Source organism: Actinomyces sp. oral taxon 169, from assembly GCF_013394715.1.
Lineage (GTDB): Bacteria > Actinomycetota > Actinomycetes > Actinomycetales > Actinomycetaceae > Actinomyces.
This window is the reverse complement of record NZ_CP058259.1, coordinates 431,394-449,550: the sequence shown is the minus strand read 5'-3', so window position 1 is coordinate 449,550 and position 18,157 is coordinate 431,394. Positions and strand designations below refer to the sequence as shown.

14 protein-coding genes are annotated in these 18,157 nt (G+C 70.9%); 7 read left to right on the top strand and 7 right to left on the bottom strand.

All coding sequences use genetic code 11. The features are described from left to right. Positions 1-318 precede the first annotated feature (318 nt). Positions 319-1,656: an NADP-specific glutamate dehydrogenase gene (gene gdhA, locus HW274_RS01865; protein ID WP_075253555.1), complete on the bottom strand. Its 1,338-nt coding sequence runs from the start codon at positions 1,654-1,656 to the stop codon at positions 319-321. A gap of 187 nt (positions 1,657-1,843) precedes the next feature. On the opposite strand from gdhA, the gene HW274_RS01860 reads away from it, so the two are divergent. Further along, positions 1,844-2,677: a class I SAM-dependent methyltransferase gene (locus HW274_RS01860; RefSeq protein WP_075253556.1), complete on the top strand. Its 834-nt coding sequence runs from the start codon at positions 1,844-1,846 to the stop codon at positions 2,675-2,677. Positions 2,678-2,714: 37 nt separating this feature from the next. Here the strand turns inward: HW274_RS01860 and HW274_RS01855 are convergent, their stop codons facing one another. Continuing rightward, complete coding sequence (locus HW274_RS01855; protein WP_185989078.1) at positions 2,715-3,728, bottom strand: TIGR01777 family oxidoreductase; 1,014 nt, start codon at positions 3,726-3,728, stop codon at positions 2,715-2,717. A gap of 173 nt (positions 3,729-3,901) precedes the next feature. Here HW274_RS01855 and HW274_RS01850 point away from each other — a divergent pair, with 173 nt between their 5' ends. Further along, complete coding sequence (locus HW274_RS01850; protein ID WP_075253558.1) at positions 3,902-4,903, top strand: hypothetical protein; 1,002 nt, start codon at positions 3,902-3,904, stop codon at positions 4,901-4,903. Between the two features lie 6 nt (positions 4,904-4,909). On the opposite strand, the gene HW274_RS01845 is transcribed toward HW274_RS01850, so the two are convergent. The 3 genes from HW274_RS01845 to HW274_RS01835 all read right to left on the bottom strand — a co-directional run bounded on the left by HW274_RS01845 (position 4,910) and on the right by HW274_RS01835 (position 10,785). After that, the gene (locus HW274_RS01845) at positions 4,910-5,647 is read right to left on the bottom strand and encodes a phosphatidylcholine/phosphatidylserine synthase (protein ID WP_075253559.1); all 738 of its coding nucleotides are present in this window, start codon (positions 5,645-5,647) and stop codon (positions 4,910-4,912) included. A gap of 195 nt (positions 5,648-5,842) precedes the next feature. Next, the gene (locus tag HW274_RS01840; RefSeq protein WP_185989077.1) at positions 5,843-9,850 is read right to left on the bottom strand and encodes a WD40 repeat domain-containing protein; all 4,008 of its coding nucleotides are present in this window, start codon (positions 9,848-9,850) and stop codon (positions 5,843-5,845) included. Positions 9,851-10,392: 542 nt separating this feature from the next. Next, positions 10,393-10,785: a VOC family protein gene (locus HW274_RS01835; protein WP_075253561.1), complete on the bottom strand. Its 393-nt coding sequence runs from the start codon at positions 10,783-10,785 to the stop codon at positions 10,393-10,395. Positions 10,786-10,840: 55 nt separating this feature from the next. Here HW274_RS01835 and HW274_RS01830 point away from each other — a divergent pair, with 55 nt between their 5' ends. After that, positions 10,841-11,317, top strand: coding sequence for a hypothetical protein (locus HW274_RS01830; RefSeq protein ID WP_075253562.1), 477 nt, complete (start codon positions 10,841-10,843; stop codon positions 11,315-11,317). 196 nt (positions 11,318-11,513) lie between these two features. Here the strand turns inward: HW274_RS01830 and purL are convergent, their stop codons facing one another. Further along, complete coding sequence (gene purL, locus HW274_RS01825; protein ID WP_075253563.1) at positions 11,514-13,874, bottom strand: phosphoribosylformylglycinamidine synthase subunit PurL; 2,361 nt, start codon at positions 13,872-13,874, stop codon at positions 11,514-11,516. Positions 13,875-14,102: 228 nt separating this feature from the next. Between purL and HW274_RS01820 the strand changes: the two genes are divergently transcribed. From HW274_RS01820 to HW274_RS01805, 4 genes are all read left to right on the top strand, one after another. After that, positions 14,103-15,515, top strand: a complete 1,413-nt coding sequence (locus HW274_RS01820) for a glycosyltransferase (RefSeq protein ID WP_075253564.1) — start codon at positions 14,103-14,105, stop codon at positions 15,513-15,515. Positions 15,516-15,693: 178 nt separating this feature from the next. Further along, positions 15,694-16,029, top strand: a complete 336-nt coding sequence (locus tag HW274_RS01815; protein ID WP_075253565.1) for a helix-turn-helix transcriptional regulator — start codon at positions 15,694-15,696, stop codon at positions 16,027-16,029. Continuing rightward, on the top strand, positions 16,022-16,456 hold the full coding sequence (locus HW274_RS01810) for an SRPBCC domain-containing protein (RefSeq protein ID WP_075253566.1): 435 nt from the start codon (positions 16,022-16,024) through the stop codon (positions 16,454-16,456). Before HW274_RS01815 ends, HW274_RS01810 begins: the two co-directional genes overlap by 8 nt. Positions 16,457-16,477: 21 nt before the next feature. Next, the gene (locus tag HW274_RS01805) at positions 16,478-16,828 is read left to right on the top strand and encodes a TfoX/Sxy family protein (protein WP_185989076.1); all 351 of its coding nucleotides are present in this window, start codon (positions 16,478-16,480) and stop codon (positions 16,826-16,828) included. 604 nt (positions 16,829-17,432) lie between these two features. On the opposite strand, the gene purQ is transcribed toward HW274_RS01805, so the two are convergent. After that, a complete protein-coding gene (gene purQ, locus HW274_RS01800; protein ID WP_075253568.1) occupies positions 17,433-18,155 on the bottom strand; it encodes a phosphoribosylformylglycinamidine synthase subunit PurQ in 723 nt (240 codons plus the stop codon). Between the last annotated feature and the right edge of the window lie 2 nt (positions 18,156-18,157).

Below are 18,157 nucleotides of genomic sequence, written 5' to 3'. Positions count from 1 at the left end.
CGGGAGAAGGTGAGGAGAGGAACATGGGTCACCGTATGCGCCCCTGCGATACGGGGCATTATTTTTCGTGGCACTCACTGACATTCATCAGACGGCGCTCGTACCCGCCTCCCCCGGGTGCCCGTCCACGCCGTCGGGCCATGCCTCCACAGCGGGAGCGAGGCGAGGAACGAGCCGCGCGGATGGTTGCCATGAGCGTCGATCCCACTCCCCTTTCATGCCCACGCCCCGTCCCACGCAACAACGACGGCGTCCGCCGCCTCGGAGAAGAGGTGACGGACGCCGTCGCTGTGGGCGCGAGCCCGGATCAGCCAGGTATCAGACGATGCCGTGGGCGATCATGACGTCGGCAACGCGGGTGAAACCGGCCGCGTTGGCACCGAGCACGTAGTCGCCGGGGCGGCCGTACTCCTCGGCCGCGGCGACGCAGGAGTCGTGGATGTCGGCCATGATGTCGGTCAGCTTGGCCTCGGCGGTGGCGAAGTCCCAGCGGGTGCGGCCGGCGTTCTGCTCCATCTCGAGGGCGGAGGTCGCCACGCCACCGGCGTTGGCGGCCTTACCGGGGCCGAAGAGGATGCCGGCCTTCTGGAAGGCCTCGACAGCCTCCGGGGTGGAGGGCATGTTGGCGCCCTCGGAGACCACGCCGCAGCCGCCCCGAAGCAGGGTGTTCGCGGCGTCGCCGTCGAGCTCGTTCTGGGTGGCGCAGGGCAGGGCGACGTCGCCGGGGACGTCCCAGACGGAGCCGCCGGTCACGAGGCGGGCACCGGGGCGGCGCTCGACGTAGTCGGCCACGCGACCGCGCTCGACCTCCTTGATCTGCTTGAGCAGCTCGAGGTCCACCCCGGCCTCGTCGACGACGTAGCCGGAGGAGTCGGAGAAGGTGATGGGGGTGGCGCCGAGCTGCTGGGCCTTCTCGATGGCGTAGATCGCCACGTTCCCGGCTCCGGAGACGAGGACCTTCTTGCCCTCGAGGGACTCGCCCTTGGTGGCGAGCATGGACTGGGCGAAGAGCACGGTGCCGTAGCCGGTGGCCTCGGTGCGCACGAGGGAGCCGCCCCAGGCCAGGCCCTTGCCGGTGAGGACGCCGGCGTCGTAGGAGTTCCGCAGGCGCTTGTACTGGCCGAACATGTAGCCGATCTCGCGGCCGCCCACGCCGATGTCGCCGGCGGGCACGTCGGTGGAGGGGCCGATGTGGCGGGCCAGCTCAGTCATGAAGGACTGGCAGAAGCGCATGACCTCGGCGTCGGAGCGGCCGTGCGGGTCGAAGTCGGAGCCGCCCTTGCCGCCGCCGATGCCCTGGGCGGTCAGGGCGTTCTTGAAGATCTGCTCGAAGCCGAGGAACTTGATGATGCCGGCGTTGACCGAGGGGTGGAAGCGCAGGCCGCCCTTGTAGGGGCCCAGCGCGGAGTTGAACTCGATGCGGAAGCCGCGGTTGACGTGGACCTGGCCGGCGTCGTCGACCCACGGGACCCGGAACATGATCTGGCGCTCGGGCTCGACGATACGCTCCAGGAGGGCGCCCTCGGCGTAGTGGGGGTGCTTGGCGATGACGGGATCGAGGGACTCGAGCACCTCGTGGACGGCCTGATGGAACTCGACCTCTCCACGGTTGCGAGCCACAACCTGCTCATAGACCTTTTCGACAACGTCCTGCATGGGGGACTCCTTCGCCTAGCGGAATAAGCTCAGCACCTGGCTGGTCGCCGCGGCGCCGCGAGAAGACTTCCACCGAGACGTTCACTGAGACGAAACATCTCGCGATCCGGAGGAAACATAGCCGTCGCAAAGGCCGCATTCCGGACGTTCGCGCAACACAGATCACATTCCTGGAGGATCTGGAGGCATGAATAGTGAACAGCTTCCAGACGGTTCAGGCGAGACGGCCCGCTACACCCACGGTCACAGTGCGGCGGTGCTCAGCGCGCACTCGCGGCGCGGCGCGGCGGACTCGGCCGCCTACCTGCTTGCCCACCTGCGTGCGGGAATGGACCTGCTCGACGTCGGCTGCGGACCGGCGTCCATCACCGCGGATCTCGCTGAGCGCGTCGCCCCGGGGCGGGTCGTGGGCCTCGATGCCGCGGCCGGCGCCCTGGAGGCGGCTCGGGCGACGCTTCGCGAACGGGGTCTGTCCGAGCAGGTGGAGCTGACCTGCGGGGACATCATGGCCCTGCCCTTCGAGGACGCCTCCTTCGACGTCGTCCACGCCCACCAGGTCCTTCAGCACCTCGCGGACCCGGTGGGTGCCCTGGCCGAGATGCGCCGCGTCACCCGCCCCGGCGGGATCGTGGCCGTGCGCGACGCCGTCTACTCCGCCATGACCTGGTTCCCCGAGCCCGCGGGCATGGAGCAGTGGCGCTCGGTCTACATGGCCACCGCCCGCGCCAACGGCGGCGAGCCCGACGCCGGCAGCCGGCTGCTGTCCTGGGCCCGGGAGGCGGGTTTCGTCGACGTGACCGCCTCGGCCTCCACCTGGTGCTACGCCACGCCCACCGACCGGGCCTGGCAGTCGCAGACCTGGGCGCAGCGGTGCCTGACCTCCTTCGGACCCCAGGCCGTCGAGCTGGGGCTGGCGGACGGGTCCGACCTGGAGACGATGGCCCAGGCGTGGCGGCAGTGGGGCGCCAGCGAGGACGCCTGGTTCGTCGTCGTGCACGGTGAGGTCCTGGCCCGCGTCTGAGTGCGGGTGCACGGGATCGACCGGCACCGGGCGGGAGTCAGGCGCCCAGTGCCCAGATCGAGGCCGCGTCCGGAGCGGTGAAGCGGAAGCCGGAGGCGAGCAGCGCCTGGGGGACCGCTCGCTGGGAGGCGCCGAGCAGCTCGGCGAGCATCCCGCCGATGCTTCCGGTACCGCCGGCCGCCCCGGCCCTGCCCGCTCGGTCCAGCAGGATCTGGGGCACGACTGCTATCGAGGGCGGGCCGCCGGCGTGGGACAGCAGCCGGTGGAGGTCGCGGTTGCGCGCCGGCTCGGGAGCGGTCAGGTTGACCGGCCCGTGGACGTCGTCGTGCTCGATGGCCCACAGGAGCCCGGCCGCGGCATCCTCCAGGGCGATCCACGGCTGCCACTGGTCACCGCGGCCCAGCCGAGCCCCCGCCCCGACCCGGTAGGCGGCGCCGAGGATCCTCCCCAGCCCGCCCGAGGAGCTGACCACCAGGCCCGTGCGGGACTGGACCGTGCGCAGCCCGGCTCTTGCCGCCGGGCCCGCAACGGACTCCCAGCGTCGGCACAGCTCGGACAGGAATCCCTGGCCTGGGCCGCTGGCCTCGGTGAGGATCTCGTCGCCCCGGTCCCCGTAGAAGCCGGTGGCCGATCCGCTCAGCAGGACCTCGGGTCGCCCGGCCGGGGGCAGGGCCGCGGCGACCCGGGCGATGAGGGCGGTGGTGGACAGGCGTGAGGCCGCCAGCTCGCGACGGCGCGCCGGTGTCCAGGGGCGTGGCGCGATCGGGGCGCCCGACAGGCAGACCACGGCCCTGGCGCCCTCCAGGGCGCTGGGCGGCAGGAGGCGCTCGGCGGGTGCCCACCAGGCGTGCTCCCTGCCAGTGACGTCGACCTCGATGCCCTCCCGTGGCTCCTGGCCCGCTGCGCTGCGGTGGAGGATTCGGATCCTCCAGCCGCTGTCCTGGGCCAGGTCCGCCAGGCGGGATCCGATGAGGCCCGCTCCGGCCACGACGAGCAGCCCCGGGTCGCCGCGCCGGCTGGATTGCCTTGAGGGGATGGCGTGAGTACTCATGAACTCACCCTAGGCGCTCGGCCGCCCCGTGGGCCCCGGTCCCGGCCGCGCCCCTACCGACGGGCGCGAGGGGAGGCGGGTTTCCCCTCTGTTCTGGCCAGGAGTGAGCCGGATCGGTTCACAGGATGTACAGGATGCACACAACGGGCACCAACTCCTTTAGGCTCTTCCCAATGCCCGAACACACTCCCGCTTCCCGCTCCTCCGTGATGGATCTGATGGCTTTGCGCTCTGTCACGGAGCTTCCCGTCACTCGGCGCCATGTCCTGGACCCCGAGGTTCTGCGGACGGTGGCGGCCGTGGACCGGGTCGGCGACCTGACGCGCTTCAACGTCGCCGAGGTGCCTGAACTGGCTCAGCTCTCCGCCCCCGAGGAGCTTCTGGCGCCCGACGAGCGCGGTTGGGCGCTGGGGCACGCGCTGTCCCTGGCCGTGGAGCACGGGCAGCGCCTGTGGCTGAGTGAGGTTCCCTCGAAGCGACTGGGGCTGCTGCGGAGCGTCTTGGGCGAGCACCTCGTGCACATTGCGTCCCTGGAGGCGCCCGACGGCGTCGAGGCCCCTCGGAGCGACGGGTCCGGTCAGGGCGAGGGCGGCGTCGTCGTCGCCGTGAGCCCGCGCCGGCTCCTGGACGAGTGGGCCACCGGGACGCCTGAGCAGATCCGCTACCTGCGCACTGTGCTGGAGGGGACGGACCCGCTGCGCGTGTCCCGGCACACCCTGGCCGCCCTGCAGGAGGCGAAGGTGGACCTGGTGCCGCGTGCCGGCATCGTCCGCCTGCTGCACAACCCCCGCTTCCTGGCCTACGCGACGGTGTTCATCTACTCCTCGCTGCGGGCGCTCCCGGCCGTCTACGCCCCCGGCTTCCGCGGCAACCCCTGGGTGCTGTGGGCCATCGACATCATCACCGCAGTGCCCTACACCTGGGGGATCATCGCCATGGTGGCGGGCAAGCGACGCCGCATCCGCTTCGCCGGGTTCCTCGTCACCCTCATCACCTTCGTGGCGCCCTACGTGTACTTCTTCCTGGCGGGCGACGACGGGCACGGCAACCAGTACCCCGGCTGGGTCATCATGGTGGTCATCGGCCTGGTGCTGGCCACCTTCCTGCTGGAGGGCGGCCGTTGGCTGCGTGATGTGGTGGTCGCCCGGGGGCTGCGCGCCCCGGGCGACGGCTAGTCTGGCCTACGCCGCTGCCGCAGTGGATTCCTCCCCGCGGATCGAGCGCAGCACTCCGGCGAGCAGGAACCACCCGCCCGAGACGATGAGGACGGCGACCGCGCTGAGCGGCCGGTGGGGGTAGATCGCCACCAGCCAGCAGGTGGCCAGGAACCATACGGCCACCGCACCGATGTTGAGGGCGCGGAAGCGCTTGACGCGGGCCGGGTGCGCGTAGTGCGTGGGCACCAGGGTCAGCACCACGAAGATGAGGGTGACGATGATGTTGAAGACCCCCGGGGTCTGGAGCACGTAGAACATGAGGGCCACGATGTTCCAGGCGGCCGGGAAGCCCACGAAGTAGTAGTCGGTGGACTTCCACTGCTTGTTGGCGTAGCAGAACATCGACGAGCTCAGGACAAGGGCCATGAGCAGTCCCGCCAGCGGCCTGGGGCCCATTGGCAGGGCCACGTACATGAAGACCGCCGGGATGAAGGTCCAGGTGAGGTAGTCGACGACGATGTCGACAATGCCGCCGTCGAACCAGGGGATGATCTCGGAGACCCGGGCGCGCCGGGCCAGGGTGCCGTCAACGCCGTCGACGACGAGGGCGACGAGCAGCCAGACCCACATCCATGTGAACTCCCGGCGGGGGTGGATGGTGGCGAGCATGGCCAGGCTGGCCCACACCAGTCCCGACATGGTCAAGATGTGCACTGCCCAGGCGGCGACACGGGCCCGTGCCGGGTACTGCGCCGTCGACACAGACGTCCCCTCTCGGTGGATAACACTGACGGCGGGAAGTCTATGCGGTTCACAGCCCCGGCACCTATCCCCCGGCGCTGCTCCTGAGCGATCCCCGTCTCCCTCTCACCGCCCGAGAACCGAGTGCGCCCCCGTACCTGCCGGTCGGGGGCGCACTCGAGCTGCCGGGCGCCGGAGAGGCGCTCGGGAGATGACTCACATGCTCACGTTGCGGAAGTCGAAGGGGTAGATCCCCATGGGGTTCCAGTGGGCGATGAGGCGCGCGCCGCAGGCCCGATCGTGGGCCCACAGCTCGCTGCTGATGACGACGCCGCCGCCCTCCAGCTCGCTGAGGTCGAGGCGGTGGTGGCCGTCGACGTAGTCGTCGGCCAGCTCCAGGGGGTAGAGGGTCAGGTCCGACGCGGGGCTCGACAGGTCAGCCAGCTGCTCATCGAGGCCGGCCAGGTCGTTGCCGGCCATGCCGTAGCGGCTCGCCAGCTCGTTGACGTCACGGCGCGCGATGGCGGCGACGAACTCCTGGACCTCGGTGTAGATCCGCTGGCGCAGGTCCGCACTCCCCCAGGGCGCCGGGGCCGGCTCACTCGGCTCGGCCGCCTCAGTGGGCTCTGCAGGCTCAGCGGGCTCGGAGGGGTCAGTCGGCTCGGTCAGCTCCTCCTCGGCGCTCGGCCGGTCCTCGGCGGCAGCCTCGGCCTGGGCAGTCTGAGCGGCCTCAGTGTCCGCAGGCTCGAGCGGCCTGTCCGGGTTCTCCTGGCCCTGCGGGCGCTCGGCGGGGGCCTGCTCGGCCGGGGCCTCCGGCACCGCCTGGTCCTCGGGCTCGCTCTCAGGCGTTGAGGCGGTCGGCGCGGAGGTGGCCTCAGCGCCGGAGGGCACCGGCACCTCGGGGGCCGCCGCATCGGCGACGTCGGTGACGTCCACCGGGCCGGCGGCGCGCGCCGTCTCAGCGGTGTCCGCAACGGGCGGCACCGTCGTCTCGACAGGGGCTGCGACCTCGGGGGCCGGCTTTGGCGCCGGCCCACCGGCCTCCTCGGAGAGGTCAAGGGTGACCTCATCCCCCTCGCGGCCGGTGGTGTCGGCCGGGGTCAGGGAGAGCTCGAGCTGGTCGGGGGCGACGGTCTCACCGGTGGGCGCGGCCACGGTCTCGCCACCGGCATGCTCGACGGCGGGGATCGCCACCGGCTCATAGTCGGACTCGGCCGTCCCGGAGGACTGGGCCACCTCGGTCGGCAGAGCCAGCTCTGACTCAGCGGGCACGGCCGCTGCGCCGTCCTCGACGACGCGCTCCGGGGCGGCGTCGGCCGGGGTCTGAGCAGTGCCGGCGGCGTGCCGGGCCCGGCGCGCGTTGTCGGCGGGCTCCGTGGCGGGAGCCGGGACGACGAGCGCGTCGGCACCGGCCTCGGCGTCGGCCTCCTGAATGGCCTCCGGGGTGCTCAGCAGAGGCTGTGCCTCGGACTGCTGCTGCTCCTCCGCGGGAGCGGTCAGGGTCTGCGGCATCTCAACCATCGCAGGCGGCGTCACAGCCGGGGCGCTCACCTCACCGTCCACGAGGCCCTGATCCATGGGGAAGGGCTGGACGAGGAGGGTCTCCCCCGTCGGCGCAGCGACCGGTTCGGTCTCAGCCGGCGCGACCGGCTGCCCGAGGGCCTCAGGGGTCTCAGCGGCCTCGGCCGGCGTGTGGGCGGTCACCGCCGCGTGCCGGGCCTGGTGAGCTGCGGCCGGATCCGCCGCCTCCGGGGCGGGGACCGGTGCGGAGATCTCGGAGCCCTCGGCCTCAGTGGAGCCGGGCTCCTCGACCTGCGGGGCCTGCGCCTCGGCGGGGGCCTCCTCGATGAGGGGATCACCAGCGGGGGACGGCGGCTCCGGGGCCTGGGCGGGGGCGTCCTCAGGGGACTGGGAAGCGGCGGGTTGCTCGACGTCGGCACCGGACTGGGCCGGGGCCGGCTCGGTCTCCTGCTGCGTGGGTGGAGCGAAGACGGAGGGGGCGTCGGCGGGCTCGCCGAGCGAGTCGCCTTCCGGCACCTCCGGCACCTCGGAGGGCTCGGTGGCCTCGGGAGCCGGAGACTCCTCGGGAACCTGGGGCTCCTCAACCGGCTCGGGCGCCGTCGGGTCCTCGTCAGCGGCCTCGGCCGGGGACGGCTCCGCGACGACCTCGGGCAGCGGGTCGGAGTTGAGGTACTGGCGCCGTTCCACACCCACGCGGGTGAGCTGGCCGGCGAGGATCTCGGGGCGGCCGAGGTAGTCCCAGACCTCCCCGGGGCCCGAACGCAGGCTCAGGGAGGGGGCGTCGAGGATGGCGACCCCGCCGTCGGGCAGGAAGCACAGGAACAGCCCGGTCATCTCGCCGGTGGTGGCGTCCCACAGGCGCACGGTGCCGTCCTCGGAGCCGGTGAGGATCCGGGTGCCGTCGGGGCTCCACTGCGCGTCGGTGACGCCGAAACGGTGGCCGGCCAGGGACAGGACGACCTTGCCGGAGACCTCGTCCCACACGCGCACGACGCCGTCGTCGAAGCCGGCCAGCACCTTGGTGCCGTCGGGGCTCCAGGCATAGGAGCGGACCATGGCGGCGTCGTCGCGCAGCGTCACGAGCTCGCCGGAGGTGATGACGTCCCAGACGTGGGCGGCGCCGTCGGCGCTGCCGGTGACGACGCGCGGGCCCCCTTGAGTCCACACGACGTCGCGCACCCAGTTGCCGGTGTAGGTGTGGATGACCTCGCCGGTGGCGGCGTCCCAGATGCGGGCCGTCCCGTCCTGGGAGCCGGTCAGGGCGCGCTGGCCGTTGGGGCTCCAGGCGACCGAGGTAATCATGTCGCTGTGGCCCTCGAGGGTCAGGAGGCGCTCGCCGCGGGCGGCGTCCCAGATCGCGGCGCGGTCGTCTCCCAGTCCGGTGAGGATGCGCTCGCTGTCCGGGCTCCAGGCGATGTCGTTGACGTCGTCCTCCCCGGCGGTCAGGGCCTGGACGACGTCGCCGGTGGAGGCATCCAGGATGAGGACGCGGGGCGAGAGGTAGGAGGAGGTGGCCAGGCGGGTGCCGTCCGGGCTCCAGACGACCTCGCTCAGCTCCCGGGCGCCGTTGTCGACCGTGAGGCGTGGCTGGCCAGTGGCGGCGTCCCAGACGCGGTTGCCGCCAATCTTGGCGCCGATGCTGAGCCTGGTGCCGTCGGGGCTCCAGGAGACGGTCTCCACGGAGTTACCGGCCCCCAGGACGAGCTGGGTCTGGCCAGTGGCGGCGTCCCAGACGCGCACGGTGTCATCGTGCGAGCCGGTGGCCACGCGACTCGAGTCCGGGCTCCAGGCCAGGGCGCAGGCCCACTGGTTGTGGCCGCGCAGGCTGAGCAGCTCCTCGCCGGTGGCGGCGTCCCAGATGTGGGCGGTGGTACCGGAGATGTCGTCAGTGATGATGCGGCTGCCGTCGGGGCTCCAGGAGACGACGCTGACCCAGCGGCGCTCGCGGCCGTGGAGGCTGAGGACCTCCTCGCCGGTGGCGGCGTCCCAGACCCGGGGCTCGGCCGAGTCGAAGGCGGTGATGATGCGACGCGAGTCCGGGCTCCATGACAGGCCGGTCATCGGCTCGATCGGGCCGACGTGGGTCGGCCTGCCGTCGGGGCCCATGGTGGCACCGCGCCCCACGAAGGCCATGGGGCCCACGCGCAGCAGCTCGGTGCCGGTGGTGACATCCCAGACCCGGGCGGTGCCGTCGTCGGAGGCGGTGGCCACGCGGGTCCCGTCCGGGCTCCACGACACCGCAGTGAGGTGCTCGGTGTGCCCCGACAGGGTGCGCACCACCTGACCGCTGGAGGCGTCCCAGATGCGGGCCGAGGCGTCGTCGAAGCTGGTGAGGATGCGGGTGGAGTCGGGGCTCCAGGCCACCGCCCCGCCCACGCCGGAGCCGCCGACCCCCAGGGTCAGCAGGTCGGCGCCGGTGGTCGCGTCCCAGACGCGCACGCTGTGGTCCTCCGCCGCAGTGAGGAGCCGCGTGCCATCGGGGCTCCAGGCCACCGCGCTGATGGACAGGCTGGGGCCGGCCAGCGCGAACAGCTCGGTACCGCGGTTCGCGTCCCAGACGCGGGCCGTGCCGTCGTGCGATCCGGACAGGAGCCGCGTGCCATCCGGGCTCCAGGCCACACCCCACAGCGCGTCGAAGTGGCCGGCATACAGTGACACCTCACGAGGGTCGATCGTCGTCGAGGTCTCTGAAGGCACAGTCATGGTTGAAGTCTAGAGATCTCTGCGAGGTATCTGCGGCATCTTGAGCCGATTGCGAGCAGTTACCTGAGTGATATCTGGCAAATCCGGGGCTGAGAGGGCGCCACGCCGGGTGCACGACACGCTGAGACGCCGCCTTCCGCACCACCGCGCCCCGTTCGGGCGGGCGCGGGAGGGCATTGCACCATCGGTCGCGACCGCCTCGCCCGCCGCTTCGATATCTTCCTGAGACTCCCGGGGATTTGTCGGGCATTGTCTCCGAGGCGGCCTCGATGTCGATTCAGGTACTGCGTGAGCCGACACCGCCGTCTCACCGCCGCGTCGTTGTTTCCCCACCGCCTCCTGCCCCACCATCAACATTGACGGGGACATTCCACGCGGCCGGGTGCGCGCCCTTCCGGCCGGGGGCATCCTGCGCGTCCGGGGACAGGATTCCCGTCCCCGACGGCGTCGAACGTCCCCCGCCGTACAGAAGTGTCCCCGGCCGCGAGGAAAAGTCCCCGACGGCGGGCTCACGCAGCGGAGGTGAGGCGCGCAGGCGGCACTCAGTCGCCGGCGCCGTGGAAGACGGCCTCGAGGTTGTTGCCGTCGGGGTCGAGCACGAAGGCCCCGTAGTAGCCGGGGTGGTAGTGCGGGCGCTCGCCGGGACCTCCATTGTCGGTGCCGCCCGCCGCGAGGGCCGCCTCGTGGAAGGCGTCCACCTGCGCCGTCGACGACGCCGTGACGGCGATGTGGCACGGAGTCGGGTTCTCCGCCGGGGCCAGCCACAGGTCCGCGTGGACCGGGGCGTCCTCCGGCGCACCGGGCGTCGGCCCACCCAGTCCGGTGACGGGCCCGAACTCCATGACGACGCGGTAGCCCAGCGGCGCGAGCGCCGCCTCGTAGAAGGCCTTCGAGGCCGCCGGATCACTGACACTCACAGAGGCATGATCGATCATGCCTCCAGGCTACCCACTGGTTGATACAAGGCGGGCGCATTGACAGGCTCCAGCCATGACATCTTCCGCAGTCCCCTCCTCACGCCCCACACGATCAGCCGACATCGAGTCCATCATCACCATCATCGCTTGGGGCGCCCAGGTGGTGAGCGTCATCGTGTCCAACCACGTCCTCGACGCCTCCACGCTCGTGCCGCCGAGTTTCACGGACAGCTCGTCACCCGACGCTGGCCTCAACCTCGTGAGTCTCGTGCGGACGATGAACAGCGTCATCCTGATTCTGGCCGTCATTGGTTTCATCACCGCGTTCTATGTCGTCGCGGCCGACAACAAGATGGGCGGGGCAGTCCTCAGCGTGGCACTGGCCGGCATCTGTCTGTCCGTCTCACTGACCATCGGTTGCCTCGTCACGGCAGAGACGTCCAACCCGAGCGCCTGGATCTACCTCGTGAACGTCCTACCGGCAGTGGTGCTGCTTGTTTCCGCAGCAACACTCCACCACCACACATCGACACCTGAGATGGCGCAGTAAGGCAGTCAGGAGGCAGGTCGCCGGCTCACCGGGGCTGACCGACGGGGACACTCCACGCGGCCGGGTGCGTGTCGCCCCGGCCGGGGCCATCCTGCGCGTTCGGGGACAGGATTCCCGTCCCCGACGGCGTCGAAGGTCCCCCGCCGCACAGGAATGTCCCCGGCCGCGAGGGGAAGTCCCCGTCGGCGAACGCGACTCAGAACAGCGCCGGCAGGACGCCCTCGACGTCGGCCCCGAGCTCGGCCAGGTCCAGAACGAGGGGACGCCCGGCACCGCCGTCGGAGAGCAGGTCACTGCCGGCCACAACGAGCAGGTCACCGCCGGTGGTCCCCAAACGCGCCACGGCGACGTCCTCGGCCTCGGCGGCCGCGGTGACGGCGGGCACGAGCTCCTCGCGCACGGCAACGATCGCGCGGGCCCCGGACTCGGAGAACAGGGCGGTGAAGTCGTCCACGCCCTCCTCCTGGATGGCGGTCAGGTCCACGCTGGCGCCGACGCCGCAGCGCAGGCAGGAGTCCACGAGGGTCTGGATGAGGCCGCCGGTCGAGCAGTCGTGGGCGGCACGCACCAGCGGCTCGCCGCCGGGGCCCTCCGCCTCGCTCAGGGCCAGCAGCACCCGCCCGAGCGCCATCTCCGCCTCGAGGTCGACGCGCGGGGGCAGCCCGCCGAGGTGATCGTGGACCACGCGGGACCAGGCCGAGCCGTCGAGCTCGTCGGCGGTGGTGCCCAGGGCCATGATGGCCAGGCCCTCCTCGTGCCAGCCCGAGGGGTTGGCACGGCGCACATCGTCCATGACGCCCAGGACGCCGACGACGGGCGTGGGGTTGATCGAGGAGTCGATCTGTCCCTTGACCTTGCCGTGGGAGTTGTAGAGGGAGACGTTGCCGCCGGTGACCGGCACCCCCATGACGGCGCAGGCGTCGGCCAGGCCGGTGATGGCCTCGACAAGCTGCCACATGGCGTCGGGGTCCTCCGGCGAGCCGAAGTTGAGGCAGTCGGTGACGGCCAGGGGCCGGGCGCCCACGGTGCACACGTTGCGGTAGGACTCGGCCAGGGCCTGGGCGGCGCCGGTGGCGGGGTCGAGCTTGGTGAAGCGGCCGTTGGCATCGGTGGAGATGGCCACGCCGCGGCCGGTGGCCTCATCGACGCGGATGACGCCGGCGTCGTCGGGCTGACACAGGGCGGTGTCGCCACGCACGAAGCGGTCGTACTGGTTGGTGACCCAGGCGGTGGAAGCCTGGTTGGGACTGGTGACGACGGCGCGCACCTGCTCGGCGAGCTCGGTGGCGGACTCGGGGCGGGCCAGGCGCTCGGTGGTGTCGGCATTGAGCGCGTCCTGCCAGGCTGGGCGGGCGTAGGGGCGCTCGTAGGTGGGACCCTCGTGGGCCACGGTGCGCGGGTCGACGTCGACGATCCGCTCCCCGAAGTGGTCGATGGTCAGGCGGCCCGAGCCGTTGACCTCCCCGATGACGGCGGCCTCGACGTCCCACTTGTCGATGACGGCCATGAACTCCTCGAGCTTGTCGGGCGCGACGACGGCCATCATGCGCTCCTGGGACTCGCTCATGAGGATCTCCCCGGCGGTCAGGGTGGGGTCGCGCAGCAGCACCTTCTCCAGGTCCACGTGCATGCCGCCGTCGCCGTTGGAGGCCAGCTCGGAGGTGGCGCAGGAGATGCCGGCGGCGCCCAGGTCCTGGATGCCGAGCACGAGCCCAGCGCCGAACAGGTCCAGGCAGCACTCGATGAGGACCTTCTCCATGAAGGGGTCGCCCACCTGGACGCTGGGGCGCTTGGCGGGCATGCCGTCCTCGAAGGACTCCGAGGCCAGGATGGAGGCCCCGCCGATGCCGTCCCCGCCGGTGCGGGCCCCGAAGAGCACCACCTTGTTGCCGGCGCCGGTGGCGTTGGCCAGGTGGATGTCCTCGTGGCGCAGCACGCCCACGCACAGGGCGTTGACCAGCGGGTTCTCCTGGTAGGAGGAGTCGAACTCGGTCTCGCCGCCGATGTTGGGCAGGCCCAGGGAGTTGCCGTAGGTGCCCACGCCGGCCACGACGCCGTGGACGACGCGCGCGGTGTCGGGGTGGTCGACGGCGCCGAAGCGCAGCTGGTCCATGACGGCCACGGGCCGCGCGCCCATCGAGATGATGTCGCGCACGATGCCGCCCACACCGGTGGCGGCGCCCTGGTAGGGCTCGACGTAGCTGGGGTGGTTGTGGGACTCGACCTTGTAGGTCACGGCCCAGCCGTCACCGATGTCGACGACGCCGGCGTTCTCCCCCATCCCGACCAGGAGGTGCTCGCGCATCTCGGGGGTGGTCTTGGCGCCGAACTGGCGCAGGTGGATCTTGGAAGACTTATAGGAGCAGTGCTCGGACCACATGACCGAGTACATGGCCAGCTCGGCGTTGGTGGGGCGGCGCCCCAGCAGCTCGCGGATGGACTCGTACTCGTCGGCCTTGAGGCCCAGCTCCTTCCAGGGCATCTCGCGTTCGGGCGTCGCGGCGGCGTCGGCGACGGTGTCGGGGTGGGCGGCTGGGATCACGGGCTCGGACGCCATGGGGGCTCCTGGTTGACGAGGGAGTGCGGCCGGACCAAGCCTACCCACGCCCCACGGCACCTCACACCACGACCCTCGCGGGACCGCGCCCCGCGCACTCCGCACACTCCACGCGAGCCCGATCGGCGCTCTGCGGAATCCAGCCAGAAGAATGCCGAAACAGCAACAAGACGCCACGCCCAAGCCCAAAGTGCTGCGCCTCACAAGATTTCGGGGGAAGATCATGGCATGAGAGACATCGACGTCGCCCCGCTGCCCCTGTCGCATTTGGAGAGCCACCTGGACGAGGTGGCCATCAAACGACTGCACACCAGCCTGACCGGGGCCGAGGCCCTGCTGGAGGGGCGCACCGTGTGGACGGTCACGCCGTCGGCAGCCGCCGGCTCGGGACCGGCGGAGACGGTTGCCCCCCTCGTGGGCTACTCCCTGGGCGCCGGCCTCAATGTGCGCTGGCTGACCCTGGACGCCCCCGAGGAGTTCACCCAGATCGCGGCCCGCCTGCACGCCGGCATCCACGGAGACCACGGCGACGGCGGCAAGCTCGGGGACAAGCAGCGCGACATCTACGAGCACGTCCTGGCCTCCAACGCGGAGAACATCGTTGAGGAGGTCCGCCCCGACGACGTCGTCATCCTGCATGACCCGCCCACCGCGGGCCTGGCCAAGGCCCTCAAGGCGGCGGGCGCCACAGTCATCTGGCGCTGCCACGCCGGGGCCGAGGGCGCGGGCGAGGCCGCCGACTACGCCTGGGCCTTCCTGGACCGCTACCTGGAAGACGTGGACCTCGTCATCGTCTCCCGCCCCGAGTACCGCCCGCCCTACATCGAGGCCGAGCGCTGCGCGGTCCTGGCTCCCTCCATCGACGCCGACTCCCCCAAGAACCGGGTCCTGGACCTGGACGAGGCCTGGTCGGTGGCGCGCCTGTCCGGGATTTTCGCCGGCGAGCCGCCCTTCGAGGCCGTGCCCTTCATGCGCCACGACGGGCGCGCCGACGCCTTCCGCGGCCTGGCCGATGACCCGGTGCTGGCCGGTGGACCGGTGCCGCTGGGTGCCCGGGTCGTCACTCAGGTCAACCGCTGGGACCGCCTCAAGGGCGGCCTGGAGCTGGTGGAGGCCTTCGCCGAGAACATCACCGTGCTGCCCGAGGACGCCCACCTGCTGCTGGTCGGCCCGACCCCTGACGGGCCCGAGTCGCAGGCCACCCTCACCCAGATCGTGGAGCGCTGCTCGGTGCTGCCGGAATCGGTCGCCTCGCGGATCCACGTGGCCGCGGTGAGCATGGAGGACCGGGAGGTCAACGCCACCGTCGTCAACGCCGTCCAGCGAGTCAGCTCGGTGGTCACCCAGCGCTCCCTCATCGAGGCCTTCGGACTGACCGTGGCCGAGGCGATGTGGAAGAAGGCCCCGGTGGTCGCCTCCGCGGTGGGCGGCATCCGCGATCAGATCGACGACGGCGTCGACGGCGTCCTGGTCGACCCGGCCGATGGTCTCGCCTGGGCGGAAGCCGTGCGCGACCTGCTGCTCTTCCCCGAACGGGCCCAGGAGATGGGGCTGGTCGCCCACGAGTCCGTGCGCCGGGAGTTCCTGTCCAACCGGCACCTGCAGGACCTCCTGCAGATCGTGGCCGACCTGGTGGGCTGACGATCCGACAACGAGACACTCGGCGGTCGGCCGCCCCGAGGGGGCGGCCGACCGCCGTCGTCTGAGGCGCCCCAGAAGAACCGACCAGCGGCCGCGGCGACCCACACCGACACACAAGCACTCATAAGTACAAATATTCATTTGTGTTAGGGTGGGGACGTCAACCGAGGAGGAGCGCGTGGGAGCACCAGAGGCGATCGACGTCGACATGACGCTACGGGCGCTGGCTGACGGCAACCGTCGGGCGATCCTGCGCGTCATCCGTTCAGGGCCGCAGCCCGTGGGCGCCGTCGCACAGGCAGTTGGACTGTCACAGCAGACTGCCTCGCACCATCTCCGGACTCTTCAGAAAGCGGGACTGGCGACCGTCACCACCGATCACACGCGCCGCCTGTACGCACTCAACACGGACGGGCTTGCGGCCGTGCGCTCCTACCTCGACGACTTCTGGCCCGAGAGGCTGACGGCCCTCAAGTCCGCCGTCGAGCAGCGAGAGGAGAAACAGCATGGCTGAGTTTCAGGACTCCATCGAGATCGAGGCACCCCCGCAGGCGGTCTTCAAGTACCTCACCACGAACGAGGGCATGACGGCGTGGATGGGGCAGTACGCCGATCTCGATCCGACTCCGGGTGGACAGTTCGCGGTCGATATCGCCGGCTCCCCTGTGCGGGGTGAGTACCTCGTGGTCGAGCCCTTCCAGCGTGTAGTGGTCTCGTGGGGATTCGCAGGCAGTGAGGAGCTGCCCGCCGGAACCTCCAGGGTCGAGTTCATCCTGACGCCGATCACTGGCGGCACGCGCGTGGACCTGCACCATCTCGACCTGCCGGAGCCCGCGGTCCCCGGGCACACGCACGGCTGGGCCCACTTCATGCCCCGCCTCAAGGTTGCCGGTGCTGGTGGGGACGCCGGCCCGGACCACTGGCAGCCCTTGACCGACTGACCGCCAACGGGAGACGAAGCGATGGCATCCATGACACCCGAGCAGCACCACCTCGTTGAGCGCGTCCGCGCGCTGGTCGATGACGAACCGGATGTGCGCGAGGTCTCCATGTTCGGAGGCCGAGCGATCATGGTCAACGACAAGATGATCGTCAGCGCCGGAAGGAGCGGTGACCTGCTGGTGCGTGTCGCCGCGGACCGGCACGAAACTCTCCTGAGAGAGCCGGGGGCCGAGCAGGCCCAGATGGGGGCCGGGCGAGTCATGGAACCCGGTTGGGTCACCGTCACTCCCGAGGCCATCACCGACGACGACCGCCTCGCCTTCTGGGTTGACATCGCCATGCGCCACAACCGCGTCGTCACCGGCGGGTAATCGGCAGGCAAGAGATCACGAGGGGCTTGCCAGGACTGACGGCAGTTCTTCTCGAGGCCGGTCCCGACGAGAACGCCTCACCCCACGATCGCTGATCGGGGGAGCGGACGGCAGTCGCGTGCTGGAGGGGCAGCTCAAGGGACTTCATCACATCGCGGGCCGAGTTATCCACAGGCCGTGTCCACAGGCTTGTGTATGGCTGTGGGGGTTTGTGGGATGTCGCCATTCCACCTGTGCACAACACCCGCTCAGCACCAGCGCCCCGGGCGAGCACCCCTGCCGGCGACTCTCCACACAGGCCGCCACACACCTTGACACGGCATCCCTGGACACCGAGTTTTGGCTGAAAATCCGGGACAATCATCCAATCAGTCGCGCTCGCCCTCTCGGTTATCCCAAGGCGGAGCCCCGACAGCTGCCACAGCACATTCCTCATCGCCATGCAACTTGAGCGCGGTCACGACCAGGTCAGCCGAGCGAGTGGCCACCCCGTCTTCTCCACAGTTCTGCACAGGCTCGAGGCGGATCTGTGGATAACGTGACGGGAAATGATTCGGCACCCACCCCTGCCGGTTGTCAGGGGTGGGTGCCGAATACGGGGTCGTCAGACGGCCAGCAGCGAGTCGATGGCGGAGCGGAAGACTCCCAGGCCGTCGGTCCCGGTGCGCGGACCGGCCTGCGAGCCGGGTCCGAAACCTGGCTCCACGGCGTGCTCGGGGTGGGGCATGAGTCCGACGACGTTGCCGCGCTCGTTGCGCACGCCGGCGATGTCGCGTGCTGAGCCGTTGGGGTTGCCCACGTAGCGGAAGACGACGAGCCCTTCCCCCTCGAGGCGGTCGAGCTCCTCGGGGGAGGCGATGAAGTTGCCCTCGCCGTTCTTCATGGGAACGACGATCTCCTCCCCGTCCGCGTACCGGTTGGTCCAGGCGGTCTGCGTGTTCTCCACGCGCAGGCGCTGCTCGACGCAGATGAAGCGCTGGTTCGCGTTGCGCAGGAGGGCGCCGGGCAGGAGGTGGGCCTCGGCGAGGATCTGGAAGCCGTTGCAGATGCCGAGCACCGGCATGCCGCGCTCGGCGGCGGCCACGACCTCCTCCATGACGGGGGCGAAGCGGGCGATGGCGCCGCAGCGCAGGTAGTCGCCGTAGGAGAAGCCTCCGGGCACGACGACGGCGTCGACCCTGCGCAGGTCGGCGTCCTTGTGCCACAGGCTCACTGGTTCGGCCCCGGCCAGGCGCACGGCGCGGGCGGCATCGACGTCGTCGAGCGTCCCGGGGAAGGTGATGACGCCGATACGGGCGGCGGGGGAGCTGCTGAGCGACTCACTCACGG

What these genes read in the sequence shown, in the direction of transcription:
- HW274_RS01855 (WP_185989078.1), bottom strand. Translation starts at nt 3,728, where the DNA reads ATGAGTACTCACGCCATCCCCTCAAGGCAATCCAGCCGGCGCGGCGAC.
- HW274_RS01805 (WP_185989076.1), top strand. Translation starts at nt 16,478, where the DNA reads ATGGCATCCATGACACCCGAGCAGCACCACCTCGTTGAGCGCGTCCGC.
- HW274_RS01850 (WP_075253558.1), top strand. Translation starts at nt 3,902, where the DNA reads ATGCCCGAACACACTCCCGCTTCCCGCTCCTCCGTGATGGATCTGATG.
- HW274_RS01835 (WP_075253561.1), bottom strand. Translation starts at nt 10,785, where the DNA reads ATGATCGATCATGCCTCTGTGAGTGTCAGTGATCCGGCGGCCTCGAAG.
- HW274_RS01860 (WP_075253556.1), top strand. Translation starts at nt 1,844, where the DNA reads ATGAATAGTGAACAGCTTCCAGACGGTTCAGGCGAGACGGCCCGCTAC.
- purL (WP_075253563.1), bottom strand. Translation starts at nt 13,874, where the DNA reads ATGGCGTCCGAGCCCGTGATCCCAGCCGCCCACCCCGACACCGTCGCC.
- HW274_RS01830 (WP_075253562.1), top strand. Translation starts at nt 10,841, where the DNA reads ATGACATCTTCCGCAGTCCCCTCCTCACGCCCCACACGATCAGCCGAC.
- HW274_RS01810 (WP_075253566.1), top strand. Translation starts at nt 16,022, where the DNA reads ATGGCTGAGTTTCAGGACTCCATCGAGATCGAGGCACCCCCGCAGGCG.
- gdhA (WP_075253555.1), bottom strand. Translation starts at nt 1,656, where the DNA reads ATGCAGGACGTTGTCGAAAAGGTCTATGAGCAGGTTGTGGCTCGCAAC.
- HW274_RS01840 (WP_185989077.1), bottom strand. Translation starts at nt 9,850, where the DNA reads ATGACTGTGCCTTCAGAGACCTCGACGACGATCGACCCTCGTGAGGTG.
- HW274_RS01820 (WP_075253564.1), top strand. Translation starts at nt 14,103, where the DNA reads ATGAGAGACATCGACGTCGCCCCGCTGCCCCTGTCGCATTTGGAGAGC.